The following is a 17,621-nucleotide window of genomic DNA, read 5'->3' on the forward strand; positions in this document are numbered from 1 at the left end:
AGAGTCAGCTCCAGGGCGGCGACCGCCGGTGTGGGCGGCTTGGCGCCGCGCCTGGGGGCAGGAAGCGGCGGGCCGACAGCGCCGGTCGCGACGGACGCGACAGGAGCGGTCCGGCACCGGTGATCGACCGCGCCGGACGAGTCGTCTCGGTGCTGTAGAGGCTGCGCGTGCGCGACGACGTCGAGGAGGCCGCCTCGGGCGAGCGCGCGGAGGGCCATCCGGTGGCGCGCGAGGGGGCCTCGGCCGGGGACGGCGCTCCGGCGGGGGAGCCGGAGAGCGGAGAGTCCGCGGTCCGCGGGGGCAAGGTGGTGGAAGTCGTCGACGGGGTCATAGTGCTCGCCTCAGGGCGGTGGGAAGCTGCTCAAGACGGTCCATGTCCACGACCGGCATCGTCCCGGCGTGGTGACGTGACAGTCCCTGCTGACCGGCGCGCAGGGTGACGGCCACCATGGACAGGGGGGCGAAGCCGCGAGCCCGGGCCAGGGTGGCGCGGTCGACCTGCTGACCGGTGACAAGGACGACGATAGAGGCCTCGGGGTGCGCCGTACAGGCGTGGCGCACCAGGAGGTCGCAGCTGACATCGTCCTCCCCGGTGCTCAGCAGGCAGGACGTGTCCAGCATCCGCAGGGAGGAGGAGGTGGGCAGGGCGCCGATCTGGGTGATGAAGCGGACCTCGCGCCCGTCCTGGATCGCGTCCATGGTCAGGGAGCAGGCGATGGACACCGCGGTCTCGAAGTCCTCCTCACCGGCGTAGTCGTCCTGACGGGTGGACAGCAGGACGAGCAGGCTGGAACGACGCGTCTCCTCGAACTGACGCACCATGAGCCTGCCGGTGCGCGCGGTGGTGCGCCAGTGGACGTTGCGCCGGTCGTCGCCGGGGACGTAGTCGCGCAGGGCGTGGAAGGCGACGTCGGAGCTGGACAGGTCCTGGGTGACGGCGCCCTCGATGTCCCGCAGGACACCGTGCAGGACCGTCCCCAGGCGCAGGGTGCGCGGGTGGATGTGGATGTGCTGCGGCGTGGTCAGGGAGCGCTCGCGCTGGAGCAGCCCCACCGGGTCGCGCTGGACCGCCAGGACCGGGCCCACGGTGACGATGCCGCGACGCTGGGTCGGCAGGACGAAGCCGCGCTCGTGGACGGCCCGGGGGGTCAGGGTGGGGACGACGAAGACGGCGCGCCCCGGACCCACCGGCATCTCCATGCGCGAGGGCAGCAGCGGCCGGGGGCGCGGGTTGGTGACGGTCAGGCGGATGAGGGCGTGGTCGCCCACGGTGACGCGGGGTTCGAGCAGGTTGTGGTTGACCGAGTAGCCGCCGCGGGGGATGAGCCACAGCCAGGCGGTCACCACGACGATGCCGACGACGATCGCGGCGCTCCAGGCCTCCTGCCAGCCCATGACGGCACCGGTCAGCCCGCAGGCCGCGAGCAGCACCAGGCTTCCCCATCCGATCGGGGTGATGGTGTGCAGCAGCCAGCGCAGCGGCCGCAGCACCGCGGCGACGGCGTCGATCAGCCGGGACCGTGCCGGTCTGGCGGTCAGGGCGGCGCTCGCGGACGCCGACGACACGGCGGAGGCCGCCGATGCCGGGGAGGCTGCGGACGGCGACGCTCCCGAGGACCTCGGGGACGGCGCGGTGGAGGGGGAGGAGGAGCCGGCCCGGCCCGCGGACCCTGGGCGGGCCTGGCGGGCAGAGCTCGGCGACGTCGTGCGAGGCGGCATGCGGCTCAATCGCGGGTCGTGGGTGCGGGGACCTGGGCCAGGGCGGCGGTGATGACGCCGGAGGCCGTGGCGCCGGTGAACTCGGCGTCGGGGTCCATGACCAGACGGTGGGCCCACACGACCTCGGCCAGGTCCTTGATGTCGTCGGGCAGGACGAAGCTGCGGCCCTGGGCGGCGGCCCACACGCGGGCGGCCCGGGCCATCCCGATGGCGCCACGGGTGGACACGCCCATGCGGGTCTCCTCGGCGGCGCGCGTGGCCTCGACCAGGGCGCCGATGTAGTCCAGCACCGAGTTCTCGATGTGGTTGGTGGCGGCCAGGTCGGCCATGGAGGCCACCACGGAGGAGGCCACCACCGCGGACAGGCTCTTGGAGCGGTCGGGGTGGGCCGAGCTGGACAGGATCCGGGTGAGCGCCTCCCGGTTGGGGTAGCCCACGGAGGCCTTCATGAGGAAGCGGTCGAGCTGGGCCTCGGGCAGGCGGTAGGTGCCGGCCTGTTCGATGGGGTTCTGGGTGGCGATGACCATGAAGGGCCGCTCGGTCGTGTGGCGCACGCCGTCGACCGTCACCTGGGACTCCTCCATGACCTCCAGGAGGGCCGACTGGGTCTTGGGGCTGGCCCGGTTGATCTCGTCGGCCAGGACGATCGAGGAGAAGATCGGGCCGGCGTGGAAGTCCCACGAGCCGGTCTTCTGGTCATAGATCGTCACACCCGTGATGTCGCTGGGCAGCAGGTCGGGGGTGAACTGGATGCGCGAGTGCGTCCCCTGCACCGAGGCCGCCAGGGCCCGGGCCAGGGCGGTCTTACCGGTGCCGGGGGCGTCCTCGAGCAGGAGGTGGCCCTCGGAGAGCATGGTGGTCAGGGCCAGCTTGATCACGTCTTCCTTGTCGAGCAGCGCCTGACCGACGTTGTTGACAATGGTGGAGAAGGCGTCAGCGAACCATGTCGCGTTCTCGGGGGTCATCGGCATGGAATCAATGATCCTTCGGGTGGAGAGAGGTGAGTGTGTGACTTGTGGCGTACTGGGCATCGATCCGGTTAATGACCCGGTTACTGCTGGGTGCAGGTGATGGACTGGTTCCAGTTCGGCGTCCGATGGGGGAACTTGTGCCGGGCGTAACCGTTCTTATCGAGGCTGATCTCCTCCTCGTTCCAGGCGGGCTGCCAGTTCCAGGTGTCCCAGTACCAGTAGCCGCAGGACAGGGTGCTGTTGGGGTTGCCGGAGAGGTCGAAGACCATCTGGTAGCAGGTGCCCCAGGGGCCGAAGGGGCGGCAGGTCTGGGTGTAGTCCACGTAGAACTGCTGCTGGGTGCCGACCGGGACGGTCTGCTTGTTGTCGTCATCGCCGTCATCATCGTCATCGTCCGGCTTGGGCGCTCTGGCGACCGTGTCGCAGCCCCACTCCGAGGTGCCGGCGTTGGTCCTGGCGCGCACGCACCAGGTCACGGCCTGTCCGGCCTTGAGCTTCTTTTCGTAGGTCTCCCCGACCTCGATGCTCTCCACGGTCTGGCCACCGTCGTCGCTCTGCTCGTAGGAGGTGCCAGCGCCGTTGTTGGCCCCGGGGGACCAGGAGCACACGGCCTTCTTCTGCTTCTTGCCGCCGAGCTCGCAGCTGACCGAGGGCGCCGACGGCGGACCGTAGGGCGCCACCGGGGAGGAGGCGACGACGTCGGAGTACTGTCCGCCGCCGTTGACCCGGGCGTAGACCGTGTAGGCCCGTCCGTCGGTCAGGCCCCGGATGGTCGAGGAGCTGGTCCAGTTGACCTGGTCGACGGAGTACTCCACCGTCAGGTCGCCCACGCTCCAGCCGTTGCCGGCTCGGGGCGAGGCGCTCACGGCCAGCTCGCCGCTGTTGCCGGTGGCCCTGACGGCGGGGGTCGAGGGGGTCAGCGGAGTCGGCTTGTAGGTGTAGCTGGCCTGCGCCGAGGTCTTGGTCCCGTAGCCGTTGTCGGCCTCGACCCAGAAGGTCCAGGTTCCGCGGGAGATCGAGACCGTGGTGGAGGTGGCGCCTCCCACGTTCTTGGAGTCGCTCGTGTTCCCGTTGGAGTAGTGCAGTGTGTAGCTCACGGGGCTGCCGTTGCCGTTGGCCGCCTGCCAGCCGACGGTGACCGTGTCCCCGCTGGGGGTGATGACGGGGGTCCCGGGGACGCCGGGCTCCCCGAAGGGGGTCACCGCGTTGGACGAGGAGGACCACTCCGAGACCGTCCCCTGGCTCGACCTGGCGCGCACCTGAGCGGTGTACGCCCGTCCCGGGGTGACGTCGAAGGACGCCGATGACCCGGACAGGCCCGTGAGCATCGTCCCGTCCGACAGGCGCACGTCGTAGGTCGTCGCACCCCCGAAGGGGTCGTCGACCTCGGTCCAGCTGGCGGTGACCTTCCCCGAGCCGGCCGCCAGCGTGGGCGCCGCCGGGGTCTTGGCCGTGGCGTTGTGCTGGTAGGGCACCGTTGCGGCCTCGGAGTCGCCGTACTTGTTGGTGGCCACCACCTGGATGCTGTAGCTCTGACCGGGGGTCAGGTTGTTGATGAGGCAGCTCGAGGTCGCGCAGGTCTGCTCCGTGCCGTTGACACTCACCTTGTGGCCGGTGATGGGGGAGCCGTTGGCGGAGCCGTCGGTCCAGGACACGCGTGCCGAGTCCGCGTCCACGGGTGCCACGCTCACCCCGGAGGGGGCGGTGGGCACCACGCCGCCGACCTGCACGGTGATCGTGCCGGTGACGGCCCGCGACTCCGAGCCGGTGGAGTCCAGCACCTTGTACTGGGCGGTGATGGTGCCGTGGAAGCCGGCGTTCGGGGTGATGGTGACGGTGGTGCCCGAGACGCTCACCGTGCCCTCACCGGAGGTGATCGTCGGTGTGCCGGACAGGGTGATCGGCTTGTCCGGGAAGGGGTTGCTCACCGCCGTGGACACGTCGGCGCTCACCGCCTCGCCGTTGCGGGACTCCAGGTTGATCGGAGCCGTCGTCATGAGCGGCTTGTTGGAGGCGCTCACCCGTACGGGCAGGGAGGCGCTGACCGGTGGGTTGACGCCGTCGGAGACCGTGATCGGGATGGAGCCGGTGGTGCCCTCGGTGGCCTTGTCGGAGGCCTTGACGGACAGCGTCGAGCCACTCAGGGAGATGTCGAAGCCCGCGGGGGCGGGACCGGCCTGGAAGGAGAGCTTGTCGCTGGGGTCGGGGTCGGTGGTCATGGCTGCCAGGTTGGCCGTGACGGCCCCCTCTCCGGGCGCCACCGTCACCTCGGTGGGGGTGAAGGTCGGCGGCTTGTTCGATGAGGAGTCGACGACGATCGGCAGCGTGAGCGTGGAGCTCAGGGCGTCCGAGCCGGTGCCGTCGGCCACAGTGAAGGTCACCGAGGTCTGACCGGTGAAGCCCGACTCCGGCGTGAAGGACAGCGCCGTCCCGTTCGAGGTGGTCTTGGCGTCCTTGGTGCCCTTGGCCATGTGGATCGAGGAGGTGTCCGTGATGACGGGCCTGGTGCCCTCACGGGTGAGGATGTAGGAGGACAGGTTGATGTCCGTGGTCTTGTCCGCCGGCACGTGGGCGGGCACGGCCGAGGGGTTGATGCGCGGCCGCAGGGCGGATCGGGCCGGGACCACGACGACGGCGTGGCCGGTCAGCCCGTCGGCGTCGGTGATCGTGTAGAGCACGAGCCGCTGGGTCTCGCCCACCGTGAGGCTCAGGGAGTCCTTGCCCACCTCGACGTCCGGGTCGGAGGAGGACAGCTTGAGGTCCCACGGGGAGCCGTCGGTGTCCTTGTCGTTGTCCAGGACCGGGACGGTCACCCGGCCGTTGGCGTCGACCTGGTCGACGGTCACGTAGTCGTCCACGCCCACCGGGTTGGCCAAGGGGGCGTTGTTGGAGACCTGAACGGTGACGGTGCCCGTGTCGGTGCCGCCGCGCCCGTCGGAGACAGTGTAGGTGACCGAGTGGTTGCCCTCCTTGTCCGGCAGGTTGAGCACCAGGCGGCCGGCGCGGGTGGACACGCCCAGGGACGGGTCGCTGGAGACCGGGTCGCCCTCCAGGGACAGGGTGTCGCCGTCGGTGTCCAGGTCGTTGGACAGGACATCGACCGCCACGGTGCGTCCGGGCTTGGCCACCACCAGGTCGTCGGTGGCCACCGGGGCCACGTTGACCGGCGAGGCCTGGGCAACGCCCACGCGGACCGTGCCGGTGGCCTGGGCGCCGAAACGGTCCTCGACGACGTAGGTGAAGGTGTCGGTGCCGGTGGCGCCCTCGGAGGGCTTGTAGGTCAGCCACGAGGAGTTGACCTCCACCGAGCCCAGGGAGGGGGCCTGGTTGAGGCCCACCAGACTCACCGAGTCGCCGTCGGGGTCGATACCGTCCAGCGGCACGGTGATGTTCGTGGCCGAGCCGGCCAGGGTGCGGGCCTCCAGGTTGCGCGGTGAGGGCGCCGAGTTGTGCTCGGCGTCCTGCGCGCGCACCTCCACGGTGAGGACCCCCGAAGCGGTCTGCCCCTGATCGTCCTTGACCGTGTAGGCGTAGGAGGTGCGTCCGGGCTGGTTGCCGGCGCGGAAGCGGACGGTGTCCTCACTGACCCAGGCGGTGCCCAGCTCGTCGCCGACGAGGCTGACCTGGGAGTCCACCGACAGGTTGAGCCCGGAGGGGGAGGAGTCGTTGTCCAGGACGGGCACGGTGACGACGTCGCCGGCTCGCACGACGGCGGTGTCGTCGGTGACCACCGGCGGCTGGGGCTGGGACTGGGTCACCGGGACGATCGCGACCTTCCCGGTGGCACTGGAGGTCCCGTTGGTGACGGTGTAGTCCACCGTCAGGTTGGCTGGGACGGTGCTGGCCGCGGTGATCTGCAGCAGGGAGTGGTCCACGGCCGTGACGGTGACGCCGGAGTCCTGCGGGGCGTTCACCGACTGCAGGACCAGGATCCCTCCTGAGGGGTCGAAGTCGTTGTTGAGCGGGGCGATGGTCGTCGAGCCGCCGTTGCGCAGCAGGGCGGTGTCGTTCTCCACCTCGGGCGGCACCGTGGCGTCGGCCTTCGGGGTGACGTCGACGCGCACGATCCCCTGGGCCGTGTTGGCCCCGTCCATGACGTCGTAGGTGAGGTAGTAGGTCTGGGCCTGGGCGCTGGCGTCGGTGGAGAAGGTGAAGACACCGGCCTGCTGGTCGACGCTGATCGAGGTCCCGGCCGGGGCCTCCTGGACCGCGGCCAGGCGCAGGGTCCCTCCGGAGGGGGAGGTGTCGTTGTCCAGAGGAGAGACGACGGCCTTGGTGCCGGCGACGACGCGCACGTGGTCGGCGTTGGCGATCGGCTTGGCCGACTGGGCCGGTTGCACGTCGACCTTGACCACGCCGGAGGTGGTCTCCCGACCGTCGGAGACGGTGACGGTCAGGTCCCGGGTACCGGTGCCGGCGCCGAGCTCGCGCACCGTGACGGTGCCCTCGTTGGAGACCTTGGTGTCCAGCCCCTCGCCCTGGGCGGAGACCAGGTAGAGGTCGTCCCCGTCGGGGTCCAGCCAGTGTCCCAGCACGTCCAGGGACCCGGAGGCGCCCTCGGCGACGGTGAGGGTCGGGGTGGTGATCTGGTTCGGGGCGCCGTTGACGTCCCAGCCGTGAACGTCCACGGTGGCGACGGCGGAGTCGCTCATGCCGCGACCGTCGTCGGCCGTGTAGGGCACGGAGTAGCTGCCGGAGGCGTTATCGGGGACGTCCATGCGCAGGGCCAGACCGCCCTGGGCCTTGGTGGCCGCCAGCGACCCGCCGTTGTCCTGCGGGGTGGCGGTGAGGACGTCGCCGTCGGGGTCGGAGTCGTTGGCCAGCACGGGTAGGAGCGCGGATCGGCCCGGACGCACCCCGAAGTTGTCGTCGACCGCCTTGGGGGCGTGGTTCTCCTCGGTGCGCTCCGGCGGCGTCTGGGACTCCGAGGTGTTGGCGGAGTCGTCCTTCTGGTCGGCGTTGTCGTCGGTCTGGGCGGTCTTGTCCGTCCAGTCGTCGATGAGGACGAGGTCCTCGTTGGGCAGCCACACCGAGCCCGTGTCCAGGTCGTTGAGCACGATGGCGTCGCGGTTGACCCGGAAGATGGGGGCAGAGGACGAGGCCAGCTTGTCGTCGTGGATGGTGTCGGTGTCGCCGCTGAACAGGCCGGAGCAGCTGCGCACGAACTGGCCCGACCCGGACCACGCCGCGTAGACGCACTTGCCCAGGCGCACCGGTTGGGCGGGAACGCCCTCGGGGGCCGGGTCCTCCTTGGACGACGGCGTCTTGGTGACCTTGCCCCCGTCCAGGGGGACGGAGATGAGCTCGGTGCGGGAGGCGACCAGCACCGAGTCGGCGTCGGGGCCGGGCTGCTGGAGCGCGAGGCCGGAGGCGTCCAAGTTGACGGTTTTGCCCTCGGGCAGGTGAAGGATGCCGGTGCTGCGCTCGAGGACCACGGGCTTGTCACCGACGGCGGTGATGGCCAGGTCGGTGCCGGAGGTCAGCGTCAGGGAGGTGTTGGTGGCCTCCTTCCAGCCCTTGTCGTCGGCCTCCAGGGAGACCAGGGACTTGCTGGTGGCCGAGGTGGCGTGGACGGCGCCGTCCTTGCCGACGACGGCCACGACGTCGGGCATGCCGGTCACCACAGGGGCGGCGGCGGTCAGGGACCCGGCCGACTTGGTCTTGGCCGCCCGGATGGTGCCCTGGACCTTGTCGATGGCGATGACCCGGTCACCGCCCTGGGCGATCGTCACGCCCTTGGTGAGCTGGGTGCGTCCGGAGAAGGAGACCTGGGCGGGGTCGACCGAGGAGACGGAGGCGTCGCCGGAGTCGGGCACCAGGACGTCCTCGGCGTTCTGGGTGACGTCGAAGGAGGATGACGAGGTGCGGATCGTTCCGTCGACCTCGCGGGAGGGGTAGTTGAGGCGGGCCACCAGGTGGTTGGAGGTGGAGGTGACCCATACGCCGCCGTCGTTGAGGTGCAGATCGGCCTGGGCCACGCCCTCGTGAAGCCAGGCGGCCGTTCCCAGGGCGGCGACGCACACGACCGCGGCCAGGGAGGACAGGCGCTTGCGCAGCCGCTGGCGCTGGGCCCGTGACTGGGGGATGCGGAAGGTGGCGGCCAGACGGGAGGTGGTGGTTCCGGAGGTGAGGCCCGACCCCATGCCCTGAGCGTCGTCGGTGGACGTGGGGGCTGTGGTCGAGCCCGTGCCCGAGGCCTTGGAGGTACCGGCCCGCCGCCGAGGGCGCAGGGCGCTCGCGGCACGGGCGAGGAGACCGGGACGGTCTGCTGCGGACTGATCGGTCTGAGCGGTGCTGGAGTCGGTTCGGTGGCTTCCGCCGTCACCGGCACCGGAGGCGGTTGCGGCGGAGTCGATGCCGCTCGACGGCTCGTCGGGCGCCTCGAAGTCGTTACGTGAAGTGGTCACTGGGCCCCTTGGGGACTGCGGGATGCGACCTCCTGGACGAGGGTGCGGCGCAGCATCGTCGAGGAGGTGGTGGGTGTGTAGGGCAGGTAGATCACCGAGGCGCCGACCTCAGCCATCTCGGCCTCGAGGCGGCGTCCCTTGTCGGTGCCCTCCCAGTCGGTGCCCTTGAACAGCACGTCGAAGGGGGAGCGCTTCCAGGCCAGACGCTTGTCCTGGTCGTAGTCGGGGACCACGGAGTCCACCATGCGCAGGGCGGCCACCATGGCCATGCGCTCGGCCAGGGGCACGATGGGGCCGCGCCCCTTCATCCGCTCCAGCGACTCGTCGGTGGCGACCCCCGCGATGAGGTGGTCGCAGCGCTTGGCCGCCTCGGTGAGGATGTTGAGGTGTCCCACATGCAGCATGTCGAAGCCGCCGGGGACGTAGCCGGTGATCATCAGTAGGCTCCCTTTCCGCCGATAACCGCGCGCAGCGTTCCGGCGAAGATCTTCGCGTCCAGGGCTCCGCCCCGGTTCTCCACGTAGTGACGGTCCAGGGCCACGGTGGAGGCCCAGGACAGGTCCGAGCGTCCGGAGATCTGCCACAGGCCGGTCAGCCCGGGCTTGACCAGGAGACGACGCAGTGCCTCGGCGTCGTACTTGGCGACCTCGACGGGAAGTGCGGGGCGGGGCCCCACCAGGCTCATGTCCCCGCGCACGACGTTGATGAGCTGGGGCAGCTCGTCGATCGACAGGCGACGGATCCAGCGGCCCACGCGGGTGATGCGCGGGTCCTGGCGGTCCTTGAACATGACCTCGTTGCCGGCGTCGCCGCCGGACTTGACCACCGCCGCGCGGCGGGCGTCGGAGTCGATGTACATGGAACGGAACTTCCACATGGTGAAGGGCCTGCCGTTCTGGCCCACCCGGGTCTGGGTGTAGAAGACCGGTCCGGGCGAGTCGATACGGATCGCGACCGCGGTGGCCGCCAGCAGCGGCGAGATGAGGGCCAGCCCGACGGCGCCGGCGAGGTGGTCGAACAGGGCCTTGCCCACGGCGCGGGTGCGGCGGGTCTTGACGGCGATGAGGCCGGTCCAGCCGTGGGTGACGGTCAGGGCCCGCATGCGCCCGGGCACGACGTCCTGCAGCCCGGGGGCGACGACGAGGCGCACCTGGGTGTTCTCCAGGCCTCGCATGAGGGTGACCAGGTCCTCCGGCGTGACCGAGCCGACCGTCATCACGGCGTCGATGCGCTCGGCGTGCAGGGTCTGGGCGATGTGCTGGGGGCTGCGCACGGGCTCGGCCGAGTGGAAGGCGCGGTCCTGGCCCGAGGACAGGTAGCCCACGATGAGGAAGCCGTCCATGGGGTGGCGGCGCAGCTGGGTGAGCATGGGCTGGGCGCCGGAGCCCATGACGATGAGGGTGCGGCGCAGCGCGTGGCCCTCGAGGCGGCGGCGGCGCAGCCAGCCGGACTCGATGGAGCGCCCGGTGATGGCCAGGAGGAGCTGAACCGCCAGGGCGGTCAGCAGGGTGGTCCGGGCGACTCCGGACAGGTCGGCCAGCAGCAGGGCCACCGGGACGCTCACGGCGGTCGCGGCGACGAAACGGCCCGTGCCGGGGCCGGCCTGCTCGACGGCGTCGATGCCGAGAGCTCCCAGGGACCAGGCGGTGAGCACCATCGTGGTACCCACGGTCGCGGCGGACCAGACCAGTGGCAGGTGGCCGCCCAGCAGGGCGACCCAGATGGGCGTGGCGATGGCGAAGAGGTCGGACAGGACGAGCCAGATGACGAGGTCCTGGCGCGTGCGTGCCCAAGGACTGCGCGGAGCGGTGGGGGAGGTGGCGTCGGCTGCTGCTGTCGAGGGACGCCGGTGCTGCTCGCGCTGAGGCAGTGTCAGGGTCGAACTAGACAAGGTGGACTCCGCAGGGATGATCGAGGGTGGGCAATAACTGTCGAGTAGTGCTGACGGGACGTCGTGAACAGCAGCAGTTTTAGAATGCTACTAACTCTGGCGGGCGTTATTTGTGGGAAGTGGCCAAGATCGCAGGGTTGGGGCGAGGAGTCGAGATGTGTTTGGGATGACTGTATGTTACAGGTGCGCAACGATATGGAGACGCCAATGCACCTATGAGGGACCTTTCAGGGTTCTCTCAGCAGGCAGTGTTTTGCCTGGTCAGAGCCGTTTTGCTGGGGTTGTGCCAAGGGGGGTGGGTAGGGGTCGGTCAATGTCACAACTCGATAAACAAAAGATAGCAGGTTGCTGATCATGATGTGTCTACTCTCGTGCCTGTCTTCAGGCGTCCCCCCGATGCCGGATTGTGACCTTCCTACAACATCAGGAGTGCGATGTGACCCAGTCGAGTTCTTCGGTGCCCACGCCGACCTCTTCGGCGAGTGACGATCCAGCGGGCCCCGCCGACCGCCGGGGAGCTGCGGATACGGCAGGCGCCGCAAGCCATTCGGTGGCTGAGCCGGACGACGGGCCGGGGTCGACGTCGGCCTCGCGGCGCTCGCCGCTGCGGCGGCTCGGGGGAGCTCTGCGGCGGGGATCGTCCGCGGGCGCCAGCTGGTCCTCTGTGGGAACCACAGCGGTGGCCAAGGTCGTGGTCATGGGGATCTCGGGTGTCTTCGGCCTGGTCAATACCAGTCTCATCATCAGGCACTTCGGTGCCGACGCCTTCGCCCAGTACGGGCTGCTGGCCACCTTCCCCACGCTCATGCCCTTCACCGACCTGGGGATCGGGGCGGTCATCCTCAACACGGTGGCGAGCTCGACCGACCCGGCCCATGACTCGACCGTGCGGCGCACGATCACCACCGCCATCCGGGTCCTGCTCGGCTCGGCCCTGGTCATCAGCACCGTCGGCATCGTCATCATGCTGCTGGGGGCCTGGCCCTGGCTTCTGGGAAGCAAGCTCATGGACGGGGGCGGGCTCACCGCCACCGTCTGCCTCATCATCTACGCGGCGGCCCTGCCGCTGTCGGTGGGGCAGCGCGTCATCATCGGCCTGGGGCGCTCGGCCACGCAGGTCATCAGCCAGGGGGTCGTCTCCCCGGCCATGTCCTGCTTCCTGCTGCTGGCCATCGTCACCGGCCTGGGGCGCGGCAACGCGGTATCCGTCTACTCCTACATCGCCAACGCGCTGGTCTCGATCATCTGCATCGTCGTCGCCTGGCGGGCCACCCGTCCCCTGTTCGCAGGCGCGCTCAAGGACGTGCCCCGTCTGCGCAGCGTGCGGGGCGTGCGCATCGTCAACACCGCCGGTCCTCAGCTCCTCCAGTCCCTGGCCGTCCCGATCGCCTTCCAGACCGACCGGCTCCTCCTGTCCCACCTGGGCCAGTCGCAGGCCCTGGCCGAGTACAACCTGGCCAACAACCTGTTCAACATGCTGACCCAGACCGTCATGGCGGCCGGCGTCGCCATGTGGCCGATGTTCGCCCGCGCCCGGGCCGACAAGCGCATCGAGAACCCCTTCAGGCCGGCGATGATCTTCAGCGGGGGCGGTTTCCTCCTGGCGCTCGCCCTGGTGGCCGTCACCCCCTGGGCCGCCCGGGTCATGTCCCACGGCAAGATCGTCCTGCCGGCCGCTCTGGTGTGGGCCTTCGCCGTCTACGTCGCCGTTGAGGCCGGCAAGCAGCCGTTGGGCATGTACATGACCGACCCCCGCGGTCTGCAGTTCCAGGTGATCCCGGTCCTCATCCTGGTGCCGATGAATCTCGCGATCTCCTGGGTCCTCATTGGGCCCTTCGACGCGGCCGGACCTATCCTGGGCTCGGTGATCTCGGTGATCCTGTGCCAGATCATCCCCTACGCCTGGTGGGTGCGTCGGGACGTGGCCCGACGCCGCCACGAGCTGGCGCAGGAGGTGGGGCGCTGAGCTCCTCCTCGCCCCTCCTGGTCCTTCCTGCCGACCGACCGCTTCGGGGATGACCCGTGCCGTCTGCGTGCCGGAACCGTCCCGCCCTGCCCGTCAGTTCCCACCACTTCCCGACTCACGTTCTCACCGTTCCTCACCGTTTCTCACTGTCCTCCACCCCGACCCGCTTCGGCGGGCCTCATCCAAGGAGATGCCTCATGAGCTCCCCTGCCGGTTCCCCCACCATCGCCGAGAACATCAGGGCGCTGTCCCGCGCCCAGAAGTCCAAGGCCGGTGCCCCCCTCTACTCCCGCATCATCAACCGTCCCGCCGGCCGGGTCCTGGCCGCCGTCGCCCACCGGCTCGGCGCGACCCCGGACCAGGTGACGGTGCTCTCGGCGCTGTGCACCTACAGTGGCATCGCTCTCATCGCCCTGTGGCGTCCTACAGTCGTGTCCACCGTGGCCACTGCCCTGCTGCTCATGTTCGGTTATGCCCTCGACGCCGCGGACGGCCAGCTGGCAAGGCTGCGCAATGGCGGGTCAAAAGCCGGTGAATGGCTCGACCATGTTGCCGACGTCATTAAGCTCTCGACAATTCATGGAGCTATTGCGATCTCTCTGTTCCGGTTTACGGATCTGCCGTCCTGGGTTCTGCTTATTCCGCTCGCTTTCGGAGCGGTTCAGAATATCCACTTCTTCAGTTACATCCTGACCTATCAGCTGCGCTATCACGGTGGGACGCCCCTGGCCAAGGATGAGGCCCGCCCGGGCATCATCAAGTCGGTCCTGTCGGCCCCCACGGACTACGGACTCATGTGCTTCGTGCTCATGACCCGCTTCGCCCCCGCGGTCTTCCTGTGGATCTACGGCGTCATGCTCCTGGGCTACGCGGGCTACGTGGCCCTGGCTCTGCCCAAGTGGTACCGCGATCTGCGGCGTGACGCCCAGTAGCCTCCGGCGACCTCGCCGGACCTGCGCCATCAGGCCGGCAATGCATCAGTCAACCTCTTCCACAATCTTCTCTTAAGGAATCCCATGGCTCTGCTTACCGGCCGTAAGGCGCTACTGGTCCATACAGGACGCAAGGACGGATTGGGTAACCGTGTGCGTGCACTGCTGTCCGCCCAGGAGCTCGCCCGGGTTGAAGACCGGGACCTCTACTACGTGTGGAGCACCGACGAGTACTTCGGTCCTCGTATGGATGAGCTGTGGCACTTCCAGGCGGGAACCTCGGTATCGCGCCTGACCTCTCGAGCGCTCCTTCCCCTGGCCCGCTACCGCCAGCCCAAGGGGGTTCGACTCACGCCCGCACTGAGGCGCGCCCACCTGTGGCAGATCCACTCCCACGGCCTGCCCGTCACCTGGGAGAACCCGGCCTGGAAGGAGGGCGCTGAGGAGGGGGCCGCGCGCACCGGCCCACGCTCCTGGACCGAGCTGCTGCGCGAGCTTACCCCGGTTGATGAGATTGCCGACCAGGTTCGCTCCATCTACGACGCCCACCTGCGCGGGCGCCCCTACGTCGGCATCCAGGTGCGCACCCACGCGGTCTCGCACGCCAAGACCATCGAGTCCTCCCCGGTGGAGTGGTTCGCGAACCGGATGCGCCAGATCCGCGCCGACTACCCCGACGTCCCCTTCTTCCTGTCCTGCGACACCCCCGAGGCCCAGACACAGCTGGCCGAAGAGTTCGACGGCTGCATCTTCCTGACTGACAAAGGCGGCTACAACACCACCGCCGGCGTGCGGGCGGGACTGGTCGACCTCTACCTGCTGGCCAGCTCCCAGCACCTCATCGGGGCCTCCTACTCCAGCTTCGTGGAGATGGCCGTCTTCCTGTGCGACGGCGTCGTCCCCTTCGAGAGGCCCGACCAGCCCCTTGAGGGCGACGTCAGCCTGTCCCTGGGACTGGCGGAGGATCCCCTGTGCCCCGCCCAGCGCTGACCCACCGCCGAGCCGGGCGTTTTTCGCGTAGCCCGACCGAAAAACAGCAGGGCTACGCGAAAAACGCCCAGGTCGATGGAGGCGGGGCCTCAGCGCCTGAGGAGCTCGCCGACGATGCCGGCCATGGTGGCGCGGTAGCCGGCCACGGAGAACCGCTCGGCCGCCTCGCGCTCGCCCTGCTCGGCCAGCCGGGCCGCCAGGTCCGGGTCCGCCTCCAGGGCGCCCAGGGCCTGGGCCAGGGCTGCAGCGTCGTCGGCCGGCACCAGCAGTCCGGTGACCGCGTCGGTGACGACCTCGGCCAGGCCCTGGACCCTGGAGGCCACGAGCGGCCGGGCCGCGTGCATGGCCTCAACCGCCGTGTTTCCGAAGGGCTCGGCCCGTGAGGGCACGACGACGGCGTCAGCGGCCTCCAGCACCGGCCAGGTGGGACGCACGTAACCCAGCAGCTCGACGTGGCCGTTCAGGTCCGCAGCGGCGGCGCGCTCGCGCAGCTCCTCCTCGTACCACTCGTAGCCGGGAAAGACCGACCCGCACACGATCAGGGAGGCGTCCACCCCCGAGTGACGCAGCAGCCCGACGGCGTCCAAGGCCACGTCCACGCCCTTGCGCGGGGACAGGCGTCCCACCATGGCGATCCGGAACGGGTCGCCGGACCTGCGCCGGCGCACGGGCTCCGGGGGCTGGTCTGGACCGGCCACCCCGTTGTGGACAACCTCCGTGCGCGAGGCCAGGCGCGGCTGGACGTCCAGGAGCGCGTCACGGGCGGCACCGGAGTTCGCCACGACCCGGGAGGCCGCCAGCAGCGGTGCGTTGAGCCCGGCGCGGATGATCCGGCGCTGGGTGTCCTCCGCCTCATGAACGTGCGCCAGCACGGGGACGCCCGCCGCGCTCGCGGCCACCGGCCACCAGGGGATCGTCACCGTGTTGGTGAGGACCACCTCGGCCCGGCTGGCGCGGATGACTGCGCGCAGGCGCGCGATCTCCGGAGCGGCCTGGGCGGACAGCCCGGCCAGGCCCCGGGGGTTCAGCAGGGCCTTGCGCAGGACTGTGAAGGGCATGACGGCCACGCGGGCACCGGCGTCGCGAAGCACTTCCACCAGCGGGCCGTCCAGGGGCAGGGCCACAAGGACCTCGTGGCCGGCCTCGATGAGTCCGTGGATGGTCTCGACCAGCTGCCAGTCCGAGCCGTAGAGGTCGGGGGAGGGGTGCGCCACGAGGATCCGGGCGCCACCGGCGCGCTTGCCGCCCGCCTCGCCCCGGCTCACAGGCTCGCCTTCCCGGTGCGGCGCCCGGAGGGGCGGTGGCGCGTGGGTCCCTCGAGCGCCAGGCGGCGGGCCAGGGCCTCGTAGCCGGAGGCCACCTCGTCCCAGTCGTAGAGGGCGGCCCGCTCGCGGGACTCCTCGCCGCGCGCGGCCTGGGCCTCGACGTCGGACTCGGCCGAGGTGACCAGGGCGGCCACGTCGTCGGGCGAGGTCCAGTAGCGGCCGGCCTCACCCAGCACCTCGCGGTTGAAGGAGACGTCGAAGGCGTCCACCGCGGCCCCCGCGCCGATGGCGCGTAGGAGGGAGGGGTTGGTGCCGCCCACGGAGTGACCGTGGTAGTACACCAGGGCGCCGGCGTAGAGGGCGTCGAGCAGCTCCTGGTCCCACAGGCCGCCGAGCAGCCGGACCCGGCCGTCGGCCAGGGACTCGATGCGGGCGGTGTACTCATCGGCATAGGGTGCCGAGCCGACGACGACCAGCGGCAGCGCGGCGCCGGAGCGCACGTAGCCCTCGACGATGACGTCGACGTGGTTCTCCACCTCGAAACGGGCCACGACCAGATGGAAGCCCTTGGGGGTCAGGCCCAGCTCGCTCAGGCGTGAGGTATCGGCCGCGATGCGGGGCGCCCCGTAGGCGATGAGGTCGGTAGGGGCGTTGAACTCGTCGGTGTAGTAGTCGGCAATGCCCTGGGCATCGGCGATGAGGGCGTCGGAGTAGCGCACGGCCAGGGCCTCGGCCGCGCGGTAGTAGCGCTTGCCGGTGGGGCCCCACTTGCCGCGACGCCACTCCAGGCCGTCGACGTGGGTGGCCACCGGGACGCGAGCGGCGCGCAGCGCGGGCAGGAAGGGGGAGTTGGCGGCATTGAAGACGAAGGCGGCATCCGGGTGGGTGCGCCGCAGGAGATGGACCACCGACAGGGCCGTGTGCGACAGGGTCTCCAGGCTCCGGTTTTTGACCGAGGGCAGCTCGATCAGCCGCATTCCCAGGTAGGTGCCGGGAAGTGGAGTGTCCGGCTCTGGGTTGCGGCAGTAGACGAGGACCTGGTGGCCGCGGTCGGCCAGGCGGCGGCCCACCTCCTCGATGGCGGTCTCGAAACCTCCGTACCTGGCGGGGACGCCTCGCGTCCCGATCATGGCGATGCGGAGCCGGTCCGGGTTCACTGCAGTCAACGGAGTCCTTTCGAAGGGCGGCGGGGCCGGTCAGGGAATGGGAACCGGTGATCCCGACCGGATGCGGCCGCCGAGGTGCGGTATCCGGTGGAGGATCACCGAGGAGGGTGGCGGGCAGGTGGCGCGAGGGATCGGAGGCCTTTGCCCACGAGCTCGTGCCGGCACCCGGTGAGCGGGTCTCGCCGCCTGCACCCGGTACCCCCGGTACACCTGGTCAGGAGTCTAGAGGCAGGTGAGGGCCGGCACGGGTGAAACGAGTGCCGGCCCATCGAATATCTCAGGCGCGGGGCCGTCGGGGCCGAGATGGAGTGCGG

Annotated in this window: 11 protein-coding genes; 3 read left to right on the forward strand and 8 right to left on the reverse strand. The window is 70.1% G+C overall.

Annotated features, from left to right (window positions below):
* Nucleotides 1-4: 4 nt before the first annotated feature.
* From EL340_RS15590 to EL340_RS13100, 6 genes are all read right to left on the reverse strand, one after another.
* The gene (locus EL340_RS15590; protein ID WP_232023093.1) at nucleotides 5-331 is read right to left on the reverse strand and encodes a hypothetical protein; all 327 of its coding nucleotides are present in this window, start codon (nucleotides 329-331) and stop codon (nucleotides 5-7) included.
* Nucleotides 328-1,719: a DUF58 domain-containing protein gene (locus EL340_RS13075; RefSeq protein ID WP_197722315.1), complete on the reverse strand. Its 1,392-nt coding sequence runs from the start codon at nucleotides 1,717-1,719 to the stop codon at nucleotides 328-330. The genes EL340_RS15590 and EL340_RS13075 overlap by 4 nt, the downstream gene beginning before the upstream one ends.
* Before the next feature lie 5 nt (nucleotides 1,720-1,724).
* Nucleotides 1,725-2,690: an AAA family ATPase gene (locus EL340_RS13085; RefSeq protein ID WP_126414984.1), complete on the reverse strand. Its 966-nt coding sequence runs from the start codon at nucleotides 2,688-2,690 to the stop codon at nucleotides 1,725-1,727.
* 80 nt (nucleotides 2,691-2,770) lie between these two features.
* A complete protein-coding gene (locus EL340_RS13090) occupies nucleotides 2,771-9,097 on the reverse strand; it encodes an Ig-like domain-containing protein (RefSeq protein ID WP_126414985.1) in 6,327 nt (2,108 codons plus the stop codon).
* Nucleotides 9,094-9,534 (reverse strand): FAD synthase family protein, encoded by a 441-nt coding sequence (locus EL340_RS13095; protein WP_009398611.1) that lies wholly within the window; start codon nucleotides 9,532-9,534, stop codon nucleotides 9,094-9,096. The genes EL340_RS13090 and EL340_RS13095 overlap by 4 nt, the downstream gene beginning before the upstream one ends.
* Complete coding sequence (locus EL340_RS13100) at nucleotides 9,534-10,988, reverse strand: sugar transferase (protein ID WP_126414986.1); 1,455 nt, start codon at nucleotides 10,986-10,988, stop codon at nucleotides 9,534-9,536. The genes EL340_RS13095 and EL340_RS13100 overlap by 1 nt, the downstream gene beginning before the upstream one ends.
* 697 nt (nucleotides 10,989-11,685) lie before the next feature.
* Here EL340_RS13100 and EL340_RS13105 point away from each other — a divergent pair.
* From EL340_RS13105 to EL340_RS13115, 3 genes are all read left to right on the forward strand, one after another.
* Nucleotides 11,686-12,954 (forward strand): oligosaccharide flippase family protein, encoded by a 1,269-nt coding sequence (locus EL340_RS13105; protein WP_126415513.1) that lies wholly within the window; start codon nucleotides 11,686-11,688, stop codon nucleotides 12,952-12,954.
* A gap of 197 nt (nucleotides 12,955-13,151) precedes the next feature.
* Entirely contained in the window at nucleotides 13,152-13,886 is a 735-nt protein-coding gene (locus EL340_RS13110; protein WP_126414987.1) for a CDP-alcohol phosphatidyltransferase family protein, read from the forward strand.
* An 84-nt stretch (nucleotides 13,887-13,970) separates the two neighbouring features.
* Nucleotides 13,971-14,876, forward strand: a complete 906-nt coding sequence (locus tag EL340_RS13115; RefSeq protein ID WP_126414988.1) for an O-fucosyltransferase family protein — start codon at nucleotides 13,971-13,973, stop codon at nucleotides 14,874-14,876.
* Between the two features lie 89 nt (nucleotides 14,877-14,965).
* Here EL340_RS13115 and EL340_RS13120 read toward each other — a convergent pair whose 3' ends face one another.
* Nucleotides 14,966-16,141, reverse strand: a complete 1,176-nt coding sequence (locus tag EL340_RS13120) for a glycosyltransferase family 4 protein (RefSeq protein WP_126414989.1) — start codon at nucleotides 16,139-16,141, stop codon at nucleotides 14,966-14,968.
* Nucleotides 16,138-17,271, reverse strand: a complete 1,134-nt coding sequence (locus tag EL340_RS13125) for a DUF1972 domain-containing protein (RefSeq protein WP_126415514.1) — start codon at nucleotides 17,269-17,271, stop codon at nucleotides 16,138-16,140. The genes EL340_RS13120 and EL340_RS13125 overlap by 4 nt, the downstream gene beginning before the upstream one ends.
* Between the last annotated feature and the right edge of the window lie 350 nt (nucleotides 17,272-17,621).

The organism is Actinomyces viscosus (genome assembly GCF_900637975.1).
GTDB classification, from domain to species: domain Bacteria; phylum Actinomycetota; class Actinomycetes; order Actinomycetales; family Actinomycetaceae; genus Actinomyces; species Actinomyces viscosus.